Annotated in this window: 15 protein-coding genes; 7 read left to right on the top strand and 8 right to left on the bottom strand. The window is 62.7% G+C overall.

Features of this window, described 5'->3' with window-relative positions:
- Nucleotides 1-17: 17 nt before the first annotated feature.
- Genes OR16_RS22815 through OR16_RS22805 form a run of 4 tightly spaced genes read right to left on the bottom strand, consistent with a single transcriptional unit; the run spans nt 18 to nt 3,648 of the window.
- On the bottom strand, nt 18-230 hold the full coding sequence (locus tag OR16_RS22815; RefSeq protein ID WP_006160313.1) for an alkyl sulfatase C-terminal domain-containing protein: 213 nt from the start codon (nt 228-230) through the stop codon (nt 18-20).
- On the bottom strand, nt 175-351 hold the full coding sequence (locus tag OR16_RS41700; RefSeq protein WP_237717183.1) for a hypothetical protein: 177 nt from the start codon (nt 349-351) through the stop codon (nt 175-177). The genes OR16_RS22815 and OR16_RS41700 overlap by 56 nt, the downstream gene beginning before the upstream one ends.
- Nucleotides 352-386: 35 nt before the next feature.
- Nucleotides 387-1,637, bottom strand: a complete 1,251-nt coding sequence (locus tag OR16_RS22810; protein WP_043420723.1) for an MFS transporter — start codon at nt 1,635-1,637, stop codon at nt 387-389.
- 13 nt (nt 1,638-1,650) lie between these two features.
- Entirely contained in the window at nt 1,651-3,648 is a 1,998-nt protein-coding gene (locus tag OR16_RS22805; RefSeq protein WP_006160311.1) for a TonB-dependent receptor, read from the bottom strand.
- A gap of 103 nt (nt 3,649-3,751) precedes the next feature.
- On the opposite strand from OR16_RS22805, the gene OR16_RS44145 reads away from it, so the two are divergent.
- From OR16_RS44145 to OR16_RS22790, 3 genes are all read left to right on the top strand, one after another.
- Nucleotides 3,752-4,219, top strand: a complete 468-nt coding sequence (locus OR16_RS44145; protein ID WP_158001383.1) for a hypothetical protein — start codon at nt 3,752-3,754, stop codon at nt 4,217-4,219.
- Between the two features lie 797 nt (nt 4,220-5,016).
- Nucleotides 5,017-5,961: a helix-turn-helix transcriptional regulator gene (locus OR16_RS22795; protein ID WP_006160308.1), complete on the top strand. Its 945-nt coding sequence runs from the start codon at nt 5,017-5,019 to the stop codon at nt 5,959-5,961.
- A 48-nt stretch (nt 5,962-6,009) separates the two neighbouring features.
- On the top strand, nt 6,010-6,363 hold the full coding sequence (locus OR16_RS22790; RefSeq protein ID WP_050983073.1) for a hypothetical protein: 354 nt from the start codon (nt 6,010-6,012) through the stop codon (nt 6,361-6,363).
- Here OR16_RS22790 and OR16_RS22785 read toward each other — a convergent pair.
- The 4 genes from OR16_RS22785 to OR16_RS22770 all read right to left on the bottom strand — a co-directional run bounded on the left by OR16_RS22785 (nt 6,325) and on the right by OR16_RS22770 (nt 10,894).
- Entirely contained in the window at nt 6,325-7,659 is a 1,335-nt protein-coding gene (locus OR16_RS22785) for an MFS transporter (protein WP_006160305.1), read from the bottom strand. The two genes, OR16_RS22790 and OR16_RS22785, sit on opposite strands and share 39 nt — an antisense overlap.
- Entirely contained in the window at nt 7,656-8,765 is a 1,110-nt protein-coding gene (locus OR16_RS22780) for a GNAT family N-acetyltransferase (RefSeq protein WP_043420721.1), read from the bottom strand. The genes OR16_RS22785 and OR16_RS22780 overlap by 4 nt, the downstream gene beginning before the upstream one ends.
- Nucleotides 8,766-8,784: 19 nt before the next feature.
- Complete coding sequence (locus OR16_RS22775) at nt 8,785-9,963, bottom strand: aminotransferase class I/II-fold pyridoxal phosphate-dependent enzyme (protein ID WP_006160302.1); 1,179 nt, start codon at nt 9,961-9,963, stop codon at nt 8,785-8,787.
- A gap of 103 nt (nt 9,964-10,066) precedes the next feature.
- A complete protein-coding gene (locus tag OR16_RS22770) occupies nt 10,067-10,894 on the bottom strand; it encodes a MipA/OmpV family protein (RefSeq protein ID WP_006160301.1) in 828 nt (275 codons plus the stop codon).
- Between the two features lie 195 nt (nt 10,895-11,089).
- Between OR16_RS22770 and OR16_RS22765 the strand changes: the two genes are divergently transcribed.
- The 4 genes from OR16_RS22765 to OR16_RS22750 all read left to right on the top strand — a co-directional run bounded on the left by OR16_RS22765 (nt 11,090) and on the right by OR16_RS22750 (nt 17,318).
- A complete protein-coding gene (locus tag OR16_RS22765; protein WP_006160300.1) occupies nt 11,090-11,764 on the top strand; it encodes a response regulator in 675 nt (224 codons plus the stop codon).
- A complete protein-coding gene (locus OR16_RS22760; RefSeq protein ID WP_006160299.1) occupies nt 11,761-12,948 on the top strand; it encodes a sensor histidine kinase in 1,188 nt (395 codons plus the stop codon). The genes OR16_RS22765 and OR16_RS22760 overlap by 4 nt, the downstream gene beginning before the upstream one ends.
- Nucleotides 12,949-13,207: 259 nt before the next feature.
- Nucleotides 13,208-14,182: an efflux RND transporter periplasmic adaptor subunit gene (locus tag OR16_RS22755; protein ID WP_081488860.1), complete on the top strand. Its 975-nt coding sequence runs from the start codon at nt 13,208-13,210 to the stop codon at nt 14,180-14,182.
- Between the two features lie 73 nt (nt 14,183-14,255).
- On the top strand, nt 14,256-17,318 hold the full coding sequence (locus OR16_RS22750; protein ID WP_006160297.1) for an efflux RND transporter permease subunit: 3,063 nt from the start codon (nt 14,256-14,258) through the stop codon (nt 17,316-17,318).
- Nucleotides 17,319-17,345 lie beyond the last annotated feature (27 nt).

Here is a 17,345-nt window from a genome sequence, read left to right as displayed (position 1 = left end):
GGACTGGTCGGCGGCCACTACGGCGTCACGATGTTGAAGTCAGGCTTGAAGGTATCGAGCATGCCTGCAAGTTCGTCGAATTTTACGCCAGCGCCTTCAACCTTCGCCCCTCCCGCCTCCGACAGTTTGCCTAGTGTGGTCGCCCCGCCCAGCACGCTGGCCAGGCCGGCGGCGTCAAGGTAGCGTCTTTTCAAACCAATGGTGGGCGTAGGGCTCAGCATGGAACGCATCGACCTCGATGTATCCGCAGCGCCGGTATAGTGCGATTGCCTCGCGTAGCGCTCGATTTGTCTCCAGGTGAATCACTCGCACTCCGGTCAGCCGGGCCTGGTTCTCCGCCTCATCAATCAATCGTCGGCCTCGCCCGTGAGGCTGGAAGCGCCGCGCTATCCGAGTGGCCCGGTGCTTGGCCTGCCAAGTGGCGCAGCCCTGAGATATTGCAGAGTGAGCATGAGTACCCCCAGCAGACCGGCGGCGATGCCGCCTAGCATTCCCAAGTAGCCAAGCCGATCCAGGAGCAAGCCCGCCAGCATGGGCAGCACCATGCGCGTCAAGGCGAACAGGCTGGACTGAATGCCATAGTCCAGAGCGGTCATGCCGGACCGGGTGTGGTACATCATCAGGCCGAACAGCAGGCCGGCGGCAGCCCCCATCGCCACGGCAATTGCCATGGTGGCGGCAATCAGTGTCGAGTGCGGGACGTGGCCGGCGACCGCGGCCGCCAAAGCCACTACCGTCGCCAAGTTGAACAATGCGCAGGCAGGCAGTGCTGCGCGTACGCCATGTCGCTTGGTGACATAGCCGCCGATCAAGCTAGCGACGGCTCCAACCATGCCGCCAGCAACGCCAGCTACCCAGGCGACGTTCTCGGCCGTCATCCCTTGGTCGAGCAGGAGCGGCTTCAGGTAGACCCAGGTGGCCCCGATAAACGGGAAGTACAGCAGCAACAGGGGAATCCAAGCGCGATGTTCGGTGGCTGAAAAATAGGTGATCCACTGCTTGATCCCTATGCGGGTCGATACCGCGACGAGGTTGTCAGGCGCGCGGCGCGCAGCGGCGAACGGGTGCACGAGAAGCAAACAGATGCCCGACAGCAAGCCGCCGGCCAGGATTCGGAAAGGCCACTCCCAACCGGCCCGAGCCTGCACCACGAGCATTACGCCGCCACCGACGATGGCGCCGAGGGAAGTCGCCGCCGCGCGGACAGCACCCGAGCGAATACGCTCCGACTCCGGCAGGTATTGGATGGCCAGGGCATTGACCGGAATATCGGCCCAGGTACCCATCAGGCTGGCGGCGAGAGCAAGCGCGAACAGCCCCCAATGATTGAGGCCGTGGATGTCCTGTGCGGCCAGGGCCAGGATGGGCATGGCGTAACCCAGCAACAGCACCGTGGCCCAGTTTCTGTATCCCGCCCGCCCGAGTGGCCACCGGTCCACCGGCATGGCCAACGCGAACTTGAGGACGGCCGGAATGCCAGCGAGCTGGAACAGTCCGATGGCCGTACCGGACCAACCATGCTGCCGCATCACCAGCGGCAGGCCCAGGTACAGGTAGATGCTCGGCGCGGTCAGGACGAGGTTCAGCCAACCCAGCAACAGCTGGGCAGGCCAATAGGTGGGCAATGGACGATTCATGCTTGCCCCTTCCTCAAAGCCGCAACGTCAAGCGCACGCCCACTTCACGCGGAGGGCTGTAGACAGTGACGAAGCCATTCTGGTAACCCACCGCATCGTAGGTCCGGTTGGCCAGGTTGTTGACGTAGCCGGCCACCTCCCAGTTGCCCCGCTGGTAGCCGCCCACCAGGTTGATCAGGCCATAGCCATTGCGCTTGTACCGATTCGCAGCATCCAGATAGACCTGACCGCTGCCGACGAACTCGGTCTGCACATACCAGCCTCTGGGATTGTCGTAGCGGATGCCAACATGCCCGTCTAGATCGGGCGCGAAAGGATTGCGATTACCACCGTAGTTGGCCCTCCCATCCTGAAAGCGGTCAAACCGCGTCTGGTTCCAGGCTAACCCCGCCCGCAGCATCCATCCACGCGCCAGCAGGTAGTCGGCCTCGAGTTCCACGCCCTTGGACGTCGCGCTCGCGGCGCTAGTGATGTACATGAACCCGGGCCTGGGCATTTGCATGACCTGCATATCCTTCACGTCCATATAGTAGGCGGCCGCTGAGTAGCGCAGCGTCTGATCGACCAGCCATCCCTTTGCACCAAGCTCGTAGGACCAGACCTTTTCTGGCTCGAACGCGATGTAGTTCGCCGCCGGCGCCAGCACGTTGAAGCCGCCGTTTCGGACGCCTTTGCTGACGCTGGCATACACCTGATTGCCCGCGGCCAGCTTGTACTGCAGCGCCACTTTAGGAGAGAAATGCGTCCACTCCGCCCGCTGATTGGAGGCACCTTTCGGATCGATCCGGGTGGTATAGCGTTCGACACGGGAACCGACGGTCAGAGTCCAGGAGGGAGCCAGGCTGAGATTCCAGTGGGTGAACAATGCCAGAGTGTCGCTTTTTTGGCCGATCAGCAGGTCTTCGCGCCCCATTGCCCGCTTCCCGACGCTGTGCAGGTCGTTGTCGCTTCGGTCGCCATAGACCCCGAACAACCAGTCGGACTCCCTAAACCGCCCCTCCAGCCTGAACTCTTGGGACAGCGTGCGCAGATGATGGTCACGCCGGATATACGCTATCTCCGCTGGACGGAAGTCCGTGTCCTGCTGCACCCGGTCCTTGAAGTCATTGAGAGCGGTAATCGAGCGGATGGTCAGGTCGGGCGATATCTCGTGGGATGCATTCAGAGAGAAGGTCTGGCCGAACGAGTGGTTCCAGCTTGGCGTGCCCGAAGCGACCTGCTTCCTTGGGGCGGACGGCGCCCCCCACAACGCAGCACCGTCGTCATAGGCCTGCCTGGTATAGCGCAGAACGAAATCCGTGGTGGTTCGCGGCCTAAACCGCAGGCCGAGGTTGATGTTGTAGCGCTCACGGTTGTCTGCCTTGCCGCCCGTATTGACGTTATCGATGAACCCGTCCTGGCGCTGCCATTCACCCGAAACGCTGGCGTAGAGCTGGTCCTCGACCAACGGGCGGCTCAACGAGAACCGCGTCGCCCGCTTGTCGCGGCTCCCGAGTTCGGCGGACAGGCTGGTGCGGGGCTGATTGTCCATCGGGCGGCTGTACACGGCGATCACACCGGCTTCGGCATTGCGGCCATAGAGGGTCGACTGCGGACCGCGCAGCACCTCGATCCGATCGATGTCGATGAAGCGGTTCTCAAAGCCCTGGGCTGTCAGCGTCGGCACGCCATCGACCAGCAACAGCGTCGAGGTGGATACGGTATTGATGTTGGCGGTCAGGCCGCGCATGACCGGGGAGTTGATGCCGGATTGCCCGAAAGGCTGGAACGCCAGACCGGGAATCCGGCCCTCCAATTGCTCAAAGCTGGAAATGCCGGACTGTTCGAGTTCCTCCCCGCTCATGACCTTGACGCTGGCGGGCACGTTCTCGATGGGCTTTTCGGTCTTGTCGGCCGTCACGGTGACGGCCGGTAACGCCACAAGATCCTTGGGGTTCGATTTGCGCCTGTCAGTGGCGATCTCGGCCTCGGTTGCCGCCCATGCGGAGTCTGTAACCGGGAGCAGCGTCAATGCCGCGGCTGCCAGCGCTGAGAGGGCGAATGGAGTAGCCTGGCCGCGACCAGTTCCGCGCGGCTGCTGGAGTGCGCCGCGTCGTTGGATAGTCCTAAACATCATGAATCGCCTCTGGAGTGTCTTGCTATCTGGTTTGGCTTCCGGCCGGAAGCTGAGTCGATTCGCCGCACTGCGCCAGCAGACGCGCGTACGCACCTTGACGGGTCAGCAGCTCGGCGTGTCTGCCTGTCTCGACTACACGCCGGTCTTCGAGCACGACGATGCGATCGGCCTGGCGGATGGTCGTGGGGCGGTGCGCAATGACGATCAAGGTTCGCGTCTTGCGCAATCGCGCCATCGCCACATGGAGCGCTTGCTCGCTCTCGGCGTCGATGCTGGACGAAGCCTCGTCCAGCACGAGAATGGGGGCATCGCACAACAGGGCGCGCGCGATGGCGATCCGTTGACGCTCTCGGGGAACGCAGGCACCGTCCGCCAGAAGCGCTCCCACGCTGCGGGATCGAGCGCCTCCAGTTCGAAGTGCACGGCGTCACGGCTGGAGAATGGCGGCATGCAGTCGCCTTCATGAGGCGGGCCTTGTACCGGCTGGCCCGCCTCATCCATTGCCAAGTACTGCGCTATGGTCAACATGGCTCCGCCGCCCAGGCTCAGCGCCACCCTGCGTGATCCGCTGCCGCCTCTCAACCCAACCATCGCGGCAACACCAGCCGTCACGGCGAGGGAAGCCAACGGTACAGCAAGGTAGTCGATGCCAGGAGCAAGGAAAGCGCCGGTGGCGCGGCCATGCCATGCCGTGAGCCCGCTCGCTGCCTGAACGAGTGTTTCCGATGCTGGATAGATACCACCGGGCCACCGGCGCCTGCATGGATGCACCATGCGCCGTCATGCCGACCGCGGCGAACACCCTCACCCGTCGTTCGACGGCGCAGCCGGTGGGGGTGAACACCGCTGGCGCACTTGCATCAATGAGGCTCAGGCCCTCGATCGGTCGAAGTTGCTGACAAGCGCTAACCGGGATGGCCACTGGATTCGGTTCGATCGGCACTGCGCGGTCTCCAAATGTTGATAAAAGTGCCGCCAAAAACCACTCGGAATAGCGATCACTACGTTGTTGCTCGTGAGCGACAAAGCGGCGGGTATTACTTGTTGATCGCCTGATTGGAATGATACTTTTTAGGCGAATGAAAATTATTCGCATTACTTATGCGAACCGGTGATTTTCGTGTGGGCTTCGGGGGAGAGGGTATTGGCTCGGCGGTGCTTGTGATCTGATGAGGCGCAACGCTTGATACAGGCTGCCGAGGCGAACGCCTTGAAGCACGAGACGGCAGGACCCTGCGCCCGACCTGAACAGGAGTGACTCGAATGGACGATCTGTCGCGACCCAGCCTGGCTATAGAGGGCGATCTGGCGTTTTCGGAATGGACATGCCATGAGGACATCAGGAGGCACGGCCGATCCGTGGTCGAGCGTTTGGACTGCGAATCGGGGTTCTCAGTAGTTCGATCGCACGTCTCGTCGGCCAGGGTACTCACCGAGGCATGCCAGCACGAAGGCACGGAGCGCCTGCTGGTCATCGCGTTTGGACTTGCCGGCAATTCGGAATTCCACGATCAAAGAGGCAAGTGTCTTTCCTTTGCCGCGGACCAAACGACAGTGTCGGTATTCCAGCAGGGTTGCGGCGAACGCAGCTATGCGGCCAATGAGCCTGTCCAGCAGCTGAGGCTTGTCGTATCCGAATCCGCTCTCATGCGCTACATCGGTCGCGAGCGCTGCCGTCAGGTACTGGGCATGGCGCTGGCGGGACACGAGAGCTTCCGCCAGATCGCCTTTCACGGCAGCCACACCAGCGAACACCTGCGCTTTTTCAGGACCCCCCGTGTTGCCCGCCAGGACGGGCTGAGCCAGCGCATTCACGCGCTGAGCCTGCTCGCCGAACAGTTAAAAATCCTGGCACCGCCGGCGGAGAGAGCCGAACAGCTCAAGGCGCGGGACATGGACAAGCTCCAGCACGTGGAGGCGTACATGCGTGCCCACCTGGATAAGCCGCTCAACAATGCATACCTATGCACCGCCCTTGGCATCAGCGAATACAAGCTCAAGGAGTGTTTCCGGCAGGCCTATGGCACCAGCCCCGCGCAGCATCTGATCGAGATGCGCATGCACCGGGCCCGGGAGATGCTCGCTGCTGGCTACCAGGTGTCGGAAACGGCCTATCGAGTGGGCTATCAACACCCGAGCAATCTTAGTTCCGCCTTCACACGGTTCTTCGGATGCACCCCGAAATCGGTGCGAGGCAAGCGCGAATGAAGACGCCCGACCATCTACCGATCAGCGACATTGAGAAAGGAAGAATTCATGTCTGACGCACAGGCTGCGCAGTTCCCGTACTCGATAGGTAGCGGCGCCCATCATCGTCAAGAGATATTCCTGAACCTCAACGAGTCTCCGTTCGGCCTGTCCGAGCGGGCCAGGCAAGCCGCAGCGGCATCTCTAGCTGGTGCTGGTCGCTATCAGTTCGAGTTGGTCGAGCGCTTGCGCAAGGCGATCGCTTTGGCGCAGGGCGTTCCGATTGAGTGGGTATCCCTGTACCCTGGCTCAAACCGTGCATTGCACTATGCGACCCAGGCCTTCATGGGCGCAAAAGGGCAGTCCGTCTTCATGTCGGTGAAGTTATTGACGATCCAGTTGATGACCCTCGTTCTCCCGTGAACATTGCTCGGCTGGTGCTCGTGAACCTTCCACTCCGCGATTCGACGAGAACGCTTGGGCAGGTCTGCCTGCACTTTCCCTTTCAGACCATTGAGTAGCACTGGTACTGCGACGCCCCGCCCAAGACAGGCAGGTTCCCAGCAGCAAGAGGCCGGAAAAGCCCCGCGCCGTGTATTCCAGTATCGTTGCTGCAGGCAAGATGTCCGCCACAAAGCCGGTGGCAAGCACCGAGAGCAGGAAAGCGGCAGCCGTGGCCGTGTCGAGCAACGCGACCGCCCGCGCACAGAAATCATTTGGCACGATGGTGTAAAGACGCAGCAAGCTCAGTGACAACACCAATCCTTCAGCGATGCCGGACATTGCTACCAGGATCAGCGCCTCGGAGACTACATTGGCCTGCGCCAATGCCCAGATACTCAGGCACATCAAGGATAGGCTGCCGAGCATCAGCATTCCGTAGCGAGCCATCGCTCCCCGCCAGGATGACAGGAGCAAGCCGCCCAGCATGCCCAACCCGTAGGCGGCGAATAGCATGCCAACATCGTCTGGCGAACGCCCCAGCACCTGTGAGACGTAGATCAGGGCCAGGATCTCGAAGCTGCCCAAAGCGAGCGCCACGAGCACGCTCGCCGAGAGCGGTACCATCAATGCCGCGCCAAGCAGCGATACAGCCTCGCGCAGATCAGCGATGATCCCGCGCCTGGACTCCGCAGACGGGTGGCGGACAACATCTGGGAGCAACACGCAGCATCCCCCGGCGAGCAGCAACAGGATGCCAATCATGATGGCCACCACATCATGGCTGAACCGGCTGGCAAGAATGCCGGCCAAGAGTGTGCCGGCAGCCATGCCGGCCATCCTCACGCCCATGTTCAGGGCATTGGCGCGTGGCAAGGCGGACCCGGAAACCATCCTGGGCAGCAACGCGCACGCCGCCGGGGAGTAGAAGCGATTGCAGGCCGCGCCCAAGGCCGCTATCAGATAGAGCGCGCCCAGTTCGCCGCGCACTGGCTGCAGCAGCAGCGCGCCACTCACCAGCAAGCGGGCGGCGCAAGACCAGAACAGCACCGTCCTCAAGCGCGCCCGGTCGACGATGACACCGGCCCAGGCGCCCAGGATCATCATGGGTACCAGCTCGCATAGAACCAGCAACATGATGTTGAAGGCCGATCCGGTGATTCGGAACACTACAACCTGGAGGAATACCAACAGCATCCAATCAACCAGTGCGGTGAGAAACTGCAGCCATATCAGAGTAGGCAGGCTGGTGGCCTGGCCACGCAGGTTTCGCGTCACGCTGCACCACCCGGGTCTCGGATGCTCGCCTCTGCTTTGCCCTCCTGCAGGATCACTTTCAGCAGCACCGGGCGCAGCAACGCCCCTAGCCACTTCGGATAAGCCTCGATCCAGGCATAGTGCGCCTTCATCCGACAGCCAGCCTCGACTTTGCCTCGTTCGTTGGAGATGCCGAAATTGATGGTGCTGAACCCTTTTCCAAGCGCGTAGCGGATGATTTCATAGCCCATCACCCTGTGGACGGGCAGGCGCCCTGTCGCGGCAGAGTCGATGCCGCAGCAGGTCGACTCCAAGGTGTCGCCCAGTGCGAAGCACAGGTCGAACGCGTGGACGACTCCGTCCTTCTTCAGCAGCAGCCAGACCGCATGACCCAGTTCGCTCATCCGGCTGAAGAATGCCTCAGTGAGGAGAATCTGATCCGGTGACTGGTGCTTGTGGTAAAGCTGTAGCCAGAGCTGGCGTAGCCGTGCTGCCTCGTGCCCGGTCAGCCGTTCGCCTTCGCGAATCTCCAGTGCGTAGCCCGCTTTCTCGACCGCGCGCATGTCACGGCGTATCGACTTTCGCTTTTCAAGGCAGGCAAGGTAGTACTCGAAATTCGGCCAGGCCAGCTCCAGGTACGCGCAAGCATAGAGCTTTTCCAGTTGCGGCAGCCCGGCAAAATCTGCAGCTGGCAAGTCTCTGCCGACAAACAAGCGTACGCCCAGATCGGATGCCTTGCTCTCCATCGAGCGCAGGAGTGTGCGGGCCACATCCACTCCAGGGGCCAGCATCAGCGGCGAACCGGTGTTCACCGGGCTGCCGGTAGTCATCACACGCGCCGCCACCCTGCCCAGCAATGGAATGCGCCATACCGTCGCCAAAGCGATACCAGCCACTCTCCCTTCATTACGCGCAATCGCGTAGATGAATTGGCAGTCCAGCGCGCTCGTCTCCAGGGCCGACATGTAGTCATAACGGCAGTACTGCTGGGAAGCGCAAAGCGCGTCCCAGGTTCCCTGCCCGACCCGAGAAATCGAATCCACGAATGCAATGTGCGGACGCCCTTCGCCCGGCTTTCCCCGTAGCCGGTCTTGGTCTGCTGCCAGCCGCTTGTCGATTCCTTGCATAAACCCTCCCGCGATCGCCTCAGTTCGCTACGGCCGCATGGGGCAAACGAGTGCGAACCGCATCACAGGGTGCGTCCCTCAGCAGCGTAGCCAGGCATCCTACGAAGCGTTGGATGTCGGATTCGGTGTGATCCTTATGCTGAATCAGGCGCATCAGTGCGTGGTTCCGTTTGACGGCAGGATATCGAAAGATGGGCACGCAAAATCCTTCTTCCTCGAGCGCTTCACGTACTCGCTCGGCCTTGCTATCGTTGCCGATCATGACCGACGTGATGAACGAAGCCTCCTCATTCAGCGGCAAGTCCAGATCAAGCAGGGCCTGCCGGAAATCAAGGGAACGACGCAAGTAGTCATCCATGACGCTCGGGTCGTCTTGCAGACGTTCGATGATCGACGCGGCCGCGCACGCTGTCGCGGGCTGCATGGCGGCAGTGAAAATCGAAGTTCCGCTAAGGACTTCAAAGGCGTCGATGAACTCCGCGTTGGCGCTGATGGCGCCGCCCTCGAGTCCGACCGACTTGGATAGCGACACCATGATGAAATCGGCGCGCCGCATATGCTTGAACGCTTCGTAAAAGGGACGTTGCGGTTCGCCATAGACCATGAAACCGTTGGCGTCGTCGATGTAGCTCAGTGTGCCGGTGCGTTCGCAGACGTCGAGAATCTCGCCGATCGGCGCCACACTGCCATCGGATGAGTACACACTTTCGAACACCACAATGGCCTTCCTGTCCCCCACCATCCCCAGCACACGTTCCAGATCGACCACGTCGTTGTGCCGGAACGCCAGCAACCGCTCACCGAACTTCAGGTGTGCAGCGGCCTTCCACAGGCTCCAGTGGCAATCGCGGTCGAAGACCAGCACGGCATCCCGATTGTCGATCTTGCTGGTCGAGGAGAAATTGAACTTGGCCGTCATCGCGTTGATGAAACCCATGTTGGCCAGCATCCCCGATGCGAAGGTCAGCGTCTTGTCCTTGCCATGATGGCGACTCAGGATCCGCTCTAGTCGATGGTGCGGCTCGCATACGCCTTGCGTGGCGCGGGAGCCGCCTGTCGACAGGCCATAGCGCATGACAGACGCGCAGAATGCCGACAAGACGCTTTTGTCCTGCTGCCAGCCAAGATAGTTGATGCCCGAGAAGTTGACGAACGGCAAGCCGTCGCGCGTGATATTCGGGCCGGACATGCCCTGCATGACGACGGGCTTGCGTAAGAAGGCCCTCCGCCACGGAAGCACTGACGAATTGCTTGAACCCCCAACGATCTGCGTTGCCGATGTTTTCCATCATCCCGCTCCTTCAGAAGGTGTAGTTGATTGCGCCCAAGGCATAAACATTGAAACTTTCCTGCACGATTGGGCTTCTACCGGCAGCGCCGGTGAGGTTGACGGCATTGATGCTCAGCAGAGCGGACCAATGCCGAGAGAAACGATGTTCCCAGTTCAGGGAATAGGAATAGGCGTAGAGCCCGCGATCCGGCGCGTAGTTCGCGAAACCGGAAGCCGCACTCTGTGTTGGCGTCACCCCGAAGTAGGTGCGCGCAAAGCGTCGGTCGGAGAAATGGGCATCGACCGTGTACCAGACATCGTCCTGGGCACGCGCCCACAATGCACCCTCAAGCCCGACGCGGTAGCGGTTGCCACGATCACGTTCGCTAAGCGCGAATTCCGCTTCGGCGCGGATTGCAAGCCAGGGCGCGACGTTGTAGCCAAGCTCGGCGGTGGTCACCAGGGAACCCTTGACCGTGCCCATACCGCGCAGCCGGTCGGCGCCAGGGCGGACGCTGGACTTGCGATCGACGCGCCCAAGGTCCCAGTTGAGTGCCTGCGCCCAGTACAGACCTGAGGCGGTTTCATAGCGGTAGCCAGCACCGCGCGCACTGTCCAGGAACAGCGCGCCATGCTGGATGTACACCACCGGCACCGGCAGTACGCGAGTATCCTTGGCCCCCAGGTAATCGGGTGCCACCCGCACCCCTGGACCGATGCTGCCCCCTGTCTCGGTGCCGACGGCCGGCAACCGTTCAGGGCCTCGTTCAGCTTGCCCTAACGCATTGCCGGCAATGCCGATCAACAGACCGCTCACGCACCACGCAAACATATCCTTGTCGATTCGCAACACGCTCATTCCCGCTCCGTTTGGCACCGCCTGATCAACTGGAACCCGTTCCTTGACGTTGGGTACTCGCTCGTGATAGCAGTAACCTTCATTCAAGGAACTTTGGGGTAACGTCCCAGCAACTGTTTCCGGGAGTTGAGCGTTGCACTGCGCCATCAAGCCAAGCTCAAGAAATCATCAAGATTGCGTGAAGGAGTCACAACAATGAGCCATGAGCGGATCTTGATCGTCGAGGACGATATAGACAGCGCGGAGGTACTTGTGGCCTATCTCAAACGCGATGGCTTTCAGACGCGGCATGCACTCGACGGCAATCAGGCGCTCGACATGCACGCGCGGTGGAGGCCAGACCTGATGCTGCTCGACATCATGCTGCCGGGGTTGAGCGGCAATGAGGTGCTCAGCGCCATTCGGCGCCACGCCCCAACGCCGGTCATCATGGTGACAGCCGTGGGCGGTGATTCCAGCCGCATCAGCGCGCTGCTCTATGGTGCCGACGACTACGTCGTCAAGCCTTACAACCCCAGTGAAGTGGTGGCCCGCGTGCATGCCGTGCTGCGGCGGTGGCGCGGACAGGCCTTGTCGCAGGCCGGACGCCTGCGGCACGAAACGCTGGTCGTGGATCTCGACGCTGCGTTGGCTTCGATCGACGCCGGCGATGAGGTCTGCTTCCATCTGCTTTCACTTCTGATGGCTGCTCCCAGCAAGATGTTCTCACGCGCGGAACTGCTTGCCGCCTGCCTGCCGGAGAGTGACGCGATGGAGCGCGTGGTCGATGCGCACATGTACAACCTGCGACGCAAGCTGGAAGCCGTTGGCGTCACGGGTGTACTGGTGACGGTGCGCGGGCTGGGCTACCGATTCAGGAATCCATCATGAAGCTGGCCACGCGCCGCCCGGAGACGCTGTGGCGCTGGATCAGTGTGCGCATGATCGCCTTGGCGGTCATCGCGCTTGCAGTGGTCGGCGGTGGCATGTGGTATCGCTTCGCCATGTGGAACTCGAAGATGCGCGAGGCGATCCCCGAGCCGGTACGGCAGGAGCTTGATGCACTCGAAGCGGCGCCCGGGGAAAATCGGGCACGCCTGCGCCAGATCTATGGGGAGTATCTATACGGCGACTACTTCGCGCCGGAGATGGTGCGCGAAGATATGCTGATCTTCGCGGCCCTGGTCATGATCGCGCTGCCGCTGATCATTGCCGGCGGGGTGTGGGTATCGCTGCGCCTGTCACGCCAACTCGGCGCGGTGGCGGTGTCGGCCTGCGCCATCTCCCGAGGCGACTTCTCGTCGCGGGCCAGCCTGGTCGCGCATACGCCTCCCGCGCTGCAGAACCTGACGATCAACTTCAACCACATGGCGGAACGGCTGCAGCGCTACGATCGCGAACAGCAGGAGTCCAGTGCCGTCATCGCCCATGAACTGCGTACGCCGTTGACGGCGGCCATCGGACGATTGCAGGGCATACTTGACGGCGTGTTTCCGACCGAGCCGGCGCAGCTGGAGGTACTCATGCGCCAACTCCGCCAGCTTAATCGGCTGACCGAGGACCTGCACCTGCTGTCGATGGCCAACGCTGGGCAACTGGATCTCAGTCTCAACGAGTTCACGCTGAGCGCGTTGTGCAAGGAGCGCCTCGCCTGGGCCGCGAAAACGCTGGAGGCGCTGATGATGCGGGTGGAATTGCACATACCCGAACGCTTGATGCTGCTGGCCGACCGCGACCGGATCGGCCAGCTGCTATCCATCGTGATCGACAACACGCTGCGCTATGCCACCACAGGCCAGGAGTTGGTCCTGCGCGCCCATGTGCAACACGGCGAGCTGATCCTGTTGGCCGAAGACCGCGGCCCCGGATTCGCGCCGGAACACCTGGACCGTGTGTGCGAACGGTTTTGGCGAGCCGAGTACTCGCGCTCCCGACATGCTGGTGGCAGCGGCCTGGGCTTGTCGATCGCCGTCGCCATCTGTGCCGCGCACGGCGGCGCGCTGACGGTACACAACCGCTCCGGCGGCGGCGCGCGCATCCGCATCCGCCTCCCCCTGCGCTTCACCGTCCGGTAAGCGACAGCGCCATACCGCAACTTCATGGAATCTTCATAAACCCTAGACTGGATCTTGCCCGCCCCATGTTGTAGTGCGCACATCACGTCTTCCAGGGATTAGAAAGCGATGTGGGTAAGAAGGTTTTTTTCTCAGGACAGGCGTTGGCGACGGCTGTGCATCGTGAGCCTGGCAGGTCTGCTCCTTGGCACCGTTTGGCCGGTCGCCCGTTTTCTCCGCGATACGCCACGCCCTGTGCCGGCAGTGGTAACGGCGCAGCCTGTTAGTACTTCAATGGGTCGCCCGAGAAGAGGTCGCTATCAACTCACCGCTCGACGGCCTGCGTGTCACAGAGATACTGGTCGAGAGTGGCGAACCCGTGAAGCAAGGACAGGTGCTGGCGCGCCTCGAAACAGGGGCTGTGAACAGTCAGGCGCGCCAGGCGGAGCACGCCGTGAAACGTGCCGATGCAGAGGTCGCGCAGGCCACAGAACAGCACGAACGCGCGCGCCGGCTGCTTCCGGCCGGCGCCGTCAGCCGCCAGGACTTCGAGAGCCAGCGTACGGCCATGCTGTCCGCACAGGCTGTATTGCGGCAGGCCCAGGCGGCGTGGGAAGAGCAGCGGCTGCGTCAGGCTCACAGCGAAATCCGCGCACCCGTCGCGGGGCTGATTTCACAGCGTTCCGTCCAGGTCGGTTCGATGGTCGGTACCCAAACCACGCTGTTTCGACTGATCAACGACACGCAGCTCGAGTTCCAGGCGCAGATCCCGCAGCAGGCGCTGCCGGATCTGTCCATCGGCATGCCCGTATGGATCAGTACCAGCGGTCGGAACGGCGTGTTGAAAGGCACGATCCGGTTGATCGGCACCTGGGTGGACCCCGCCACGGGCTATGGTTATGCGCGTATCGCCCTGGATGGCACGCAGACGGCGCCGGCTCGCCCGGGCAGCGTCGGTAGCGCGAGGATCGAACTCGAGCAGCGCAACGTCATGGCACTGGATATACGTGCGTTGCGCTTCAGCATTGGGGCTGAGGACAACACCGAGTCCTACGTGTTTGTCGTGGACAACGGCCGGGCACGGCGCACACCGGTGCAACTCGGGTTGCGCGAGAGCGGCTGGGTGGAAATCCGTGGCGGCTTGGAGACGTACCGCCACGTTGTGGTGACGGGAGCCACCTTCCTGCAGGACGGGGACGAGGTACTGCCGAGGGAAGACGTGAATCTCTCATTATCTCATTGGCGCGGCGCATGAGTAGCCCGTGGCAACGGCAGACTCAACCCCTGGTAGCCGCGCTGAAAGCGGGAATCGGAACATGAGGCGGGGCATGTCCTCCTGGGCGATACGCCACCCCATCCCCACGCTGGTTCTCTTTTGCGTACTGACGCTGGCGGGCATCGCGGCGTTCTTGCGGCTGCCGGTCAATGCCAACCCTTCGGTCAGCTTTCCGCTGGTCAGCGTCGTCATCGTGCAAACCGGTGCCGCTCCTGCCGAGATCGAGTCATCCATCACCCGCCGCGTCGAAGATGCGTTGGCAGGCCTGCCGGGCGTCCGACATGTACAGTCGACCACGAGGGCCGCAGTCAGCGACACCAGCGTCGAGTTCAGGCTGGGAACCAATCCTGATCGTGCCGTCAACGATGTGCGCGCGGCCATCGGCCAGATCCGCGGCACCTTGCCCCAGACCATCCTCGAGCCGGTCATTCAGCGGGTCGATATCGAGGGCGGCGCGATGCTCAGCTACGTGCTGACATCCACCACGCAGACAGCGCTGGACCTGTCTTGGTACATCAACAACACGGTGAGCCGCGAGCTGCTGGCGACGCCAGGAGTACAACGCGTTGCGCGCTTCGGTGGCGCCGAGCGGGAACTGCGGATCGAGGCTGAGCCCGCCATGCTGGCCCAGTATGGCCTGAGCATCGAAGAGCTCAACAACCAACTGCGCAGGACCCACACCGAATCACCTGGCGGCTACCTGGACGACACGACCCAGCGCCGTGAGATCCGTGTGCCGGCACGCCAAACCTCCCTGGAGGCCTTGCGAGCGCTGCCGATCGCCCTGTCCGGCGGCAAGTGGCTGCCGCTGGGTGAGCTCGCCCGCATCCGTGATGGCGCGAGCGATGCCCAGGGCTTCGCGCATTTCAATGGCGCGGCGACGGTGGGCTTTTCGCTATGGCGCAGCAAGGGGGCCAGCGACACCCAAGTGGCCGATCGAGTGGGCCAGCGGCTAGCAGCCTTGCAGGCAGCGCACCCGGATATCGGCATTCGCGAGGTCTCTTCGACCGTCGACTACACGCGTGCCAGCTACAGCACTGCCATGCAGACGCTGATCGAGAGTGCAATACTGACCGTACTGGTGGTCTTCCTGTTCCTGCGCGACTGGCGCGCCACCTTGATTTCAGCGGTTACCCTGCCGTTGTCCATCCTGCCAGTGTTCGTCGCCATGCTCTGGCTGGATTTCACCCTCAACAGCATCACGCTGCTGGCACTGACCTTGGTCATCGGCATTCTGGTCGATGACGCCATTGTCGAGATCGAGAATATCGATCGCCATATCCATATGGGCGAGCGTCCCTACCAAGCCGCGCTGCACGCCGCCGATGCCATCGCGCTGGCCGTACTGGCTACGACCCTCACGATCGTCGCGGTTTTCGCGCCGGTGAGTTTCATTGACGGCGTGGTCGGCCAGTACTTCCGCCAGTTCGGCCTGACCGCTGCCATCGCGGTACTGGCCTCGCTGTTGGTGGCACGGCTGCTCACGCCATTGATGGCGGCGTACTTCCTGCGCCCAGTGCCACACGCCAAACCGGCACTGACCAACGCGGCGCGCCCGAGGGGGCGCTTGATGCAGGCATACCTGCGGCTGCTGGAATGGGCGCTGCGGCACCGCGGGTTGACCCTGCTGATGGTCTTCCTGCCCTTCGTTCTGGCGATGCTGTTGCTGCCTCGCTTGCCCAGCGGCTTCCTGCCGGTGAGCGATACCAGCCTGTCATTGCTGCGTGTCGAATTACCGTCTGGCAGCACGCCGGGCGAAGCCGAAGACGCCGCCCGACGCGTCACCGCCACACTGAACGGCCACGAGGACGTGGCACATGTGTTGACCACGGCAGAGAGCCTGAGCGAGGCGACCTTCACCATTGTTCTCAAGCCGCGCAACGAGCGCCGGCTGACACGCAAGGCATTCGAGATGGCTGTGCAGCCGTCGCTGGCCGCGCTGCCGGACCTGCGCTTCCAGTTCCTCGCCGAAGGCGGCGGGCGCGAGGTGTCAGTAATGCTTGGGAGCCATGAACCGGCTGCGCTGGCCCAGGCCGCCCGCCGCCTCACGGCCGAGATGCGGGCACTGCCGCAGTTGGTCAACGTCCAGTCCAGCCTGGCTTCGCCGCGTCCCGAATTGGTGGTGCGCCCACGTTTCGCAGATGCGGCACGGCTGGGGGTGAGCACCGACGCCATCGGCAATGCAATGCGTATTGCCACCACGGGTGAGATCGACGCCCTGTCCGCCCGTTATCTCCTGGCCGACCGGCAACTGCCGATGCGTGTTCGCCTGGGCGACACCGCGCGTACCGACCTCGATGCGCTGCGCGCGCTACGCCTGCCCACGCTCTCCGGGGAGACTACCGTGCCGCTCAGTGCGGTGGCGGACATCGGCTACGGCGAGGGTGAGACCCGCATCGAACGCTACGATCGCCAGCGACGCATTACCGTGGATGCCAATCGCGCGTCGGGCTCCCTTGGGCGAGCGCTCGACGCGATCCTTGCGCTGCCGACATTCAGCGCGCTGCCGGACGGCGTGCAGCGCATCGACTACGGCGAATCCGAGTACATGGACGAAATGTTCGGGAGCTTCGCCGTAGCGATGAGCGCCGGCATTCTGGCGATGCTCGCGATCCTGGTATTGCTGTTCCGCGACTTTCTGCAGCCACTGACCATCCTCTGCACCTTGCCGCTGTCGCTGATCGGTGCTGTCCCCGCGCTGTGGGTCATTGGTGCGGCGCTCGACCTGCCGGCCATCATCGGCATGCTGATGTTGATGGGCATTGTCACCAAGAACGCCATCCTGCTGGTCGATTTCGCCATCAATGGCATGAAGGAGGGCCAGGATCGGCACACCGCGCTAGTGGCCTCCGGGGCGGCGCGGGCGCGCCCCATCGTGATGACCACGGTAGCCATGGTCGCCGGCATGATCCCCGCTGCCATCGGGGTCGGCGCGGACTCCGGCTTCCGCATCCCCATGGCCGTCACGGTGATCGGTGGCCTGGCGGCCTCGACGCTGCTAAGCCTGGTCTTCGTGCCGGTGGGGTTCTCCTACCTGGATGACCTTCGCCGCTGGCTGAGCCCCCGGCTGGCGCGCCTGACCACGGTCAGCAAGGAAGACCTCGCGGACCAGTAAGCCGACGCCTACCGGGTCGACGCACTG

It is taken from the genome of Cupriavidus basilensis OR16 (assembly GCF_000243095.1).
GTDB classification, from domain to species: Bacteria; Pseudomonadota; Gammaproteobacteria; order Burkholderiales; family Burkholderiaceae; genus Cupriavidus; species Cupriavidus basilensis_D.
This window is presented reverse-complemented; position numbering and strand designations above follow the sequence as displayed.

Excerpts from the sequence above, each read along its gene's own strand:
- OR16_RS44145 (WP_158001383.1), top strand. The coding sequence starts at position 3,752 with ATGAATCGCCTCTGGAGTGTCTTGCTATCTGGTTTGGCTTCCGGCCGG.
- OR16_RS22810 (WP_043420723.1), bottom strand. The coding sequence starts at position 1,637 with ATGAATCGTCCATTGCCCACCTATTGGCCTGCCCAGCTGTTGCTGGGT.
- OR16_RS22775 (WP_006160302.1), bottom strand. The coding sequence starts at position 9,963 with ATGCAGGGCATGTCCGGCCCGAATATCACGCGCGACGGCTTGCCGTTC.
- OR16_RS22750 (WP_006160297.1), top strand. The coding sequence starts at position 14,256 with ATGTCCTCCTGGGCGATACGCCACCCCATCCCCACGCTGGTTCTCTTT.
- OR16_RS22765 (WP_006160300.1), top strand. The coding sequence starts at position 11,090 with ATGAGCCATGAGCGGATCTTGATCGTCGAGGACGATATAGACAGCGCG.
- OR16_RS22780 (WP_043420721.1), bottom strand. The coding sequence starts at position 8,765 with ATGCAAGGAATCGACAAGCGGCTGGCAGCAGACCAAGACCGGCTACGG.
- OR16_RS22795 (WP_006160308.1), top strand. The coding sequence starts at position 5,017 with ATGGACGATCTGTCGCGACCCAGCCTGGCTATAGAGGGCGATCTGGCG.
- OR16_RS22760 (WP_006160299.1), top strand. The coding sequence starts at position 11,761 with ATGAAGCTGGCCACGCGCCGCCCGGAGACGCTGTGGCGCTGGATCAGT.
- OR16_RS22770 (WP_006160301.1), bottom strand. The coding sequence starts at position 10,894 with ATGAGCGTGTTGCGAATCGACAAGGATATGTTTGCGTGGTGCGTGAGC.
- OR16_RS22790 (WP_050983073.1), top strand. The coding sequence starts at position 6,010 with ATGTCTGACGCACAGGCTGCGCAGTTCCCGTACTCGATAGGTAGCGGC.
- OR16_RS22815 (WP_006160313.1), bottom strand. The coding sequence starts at position 230 with ATGCGTTCCATGCTGAGCCCTACGCCCACCATTGGTTTGAAAAGACGC.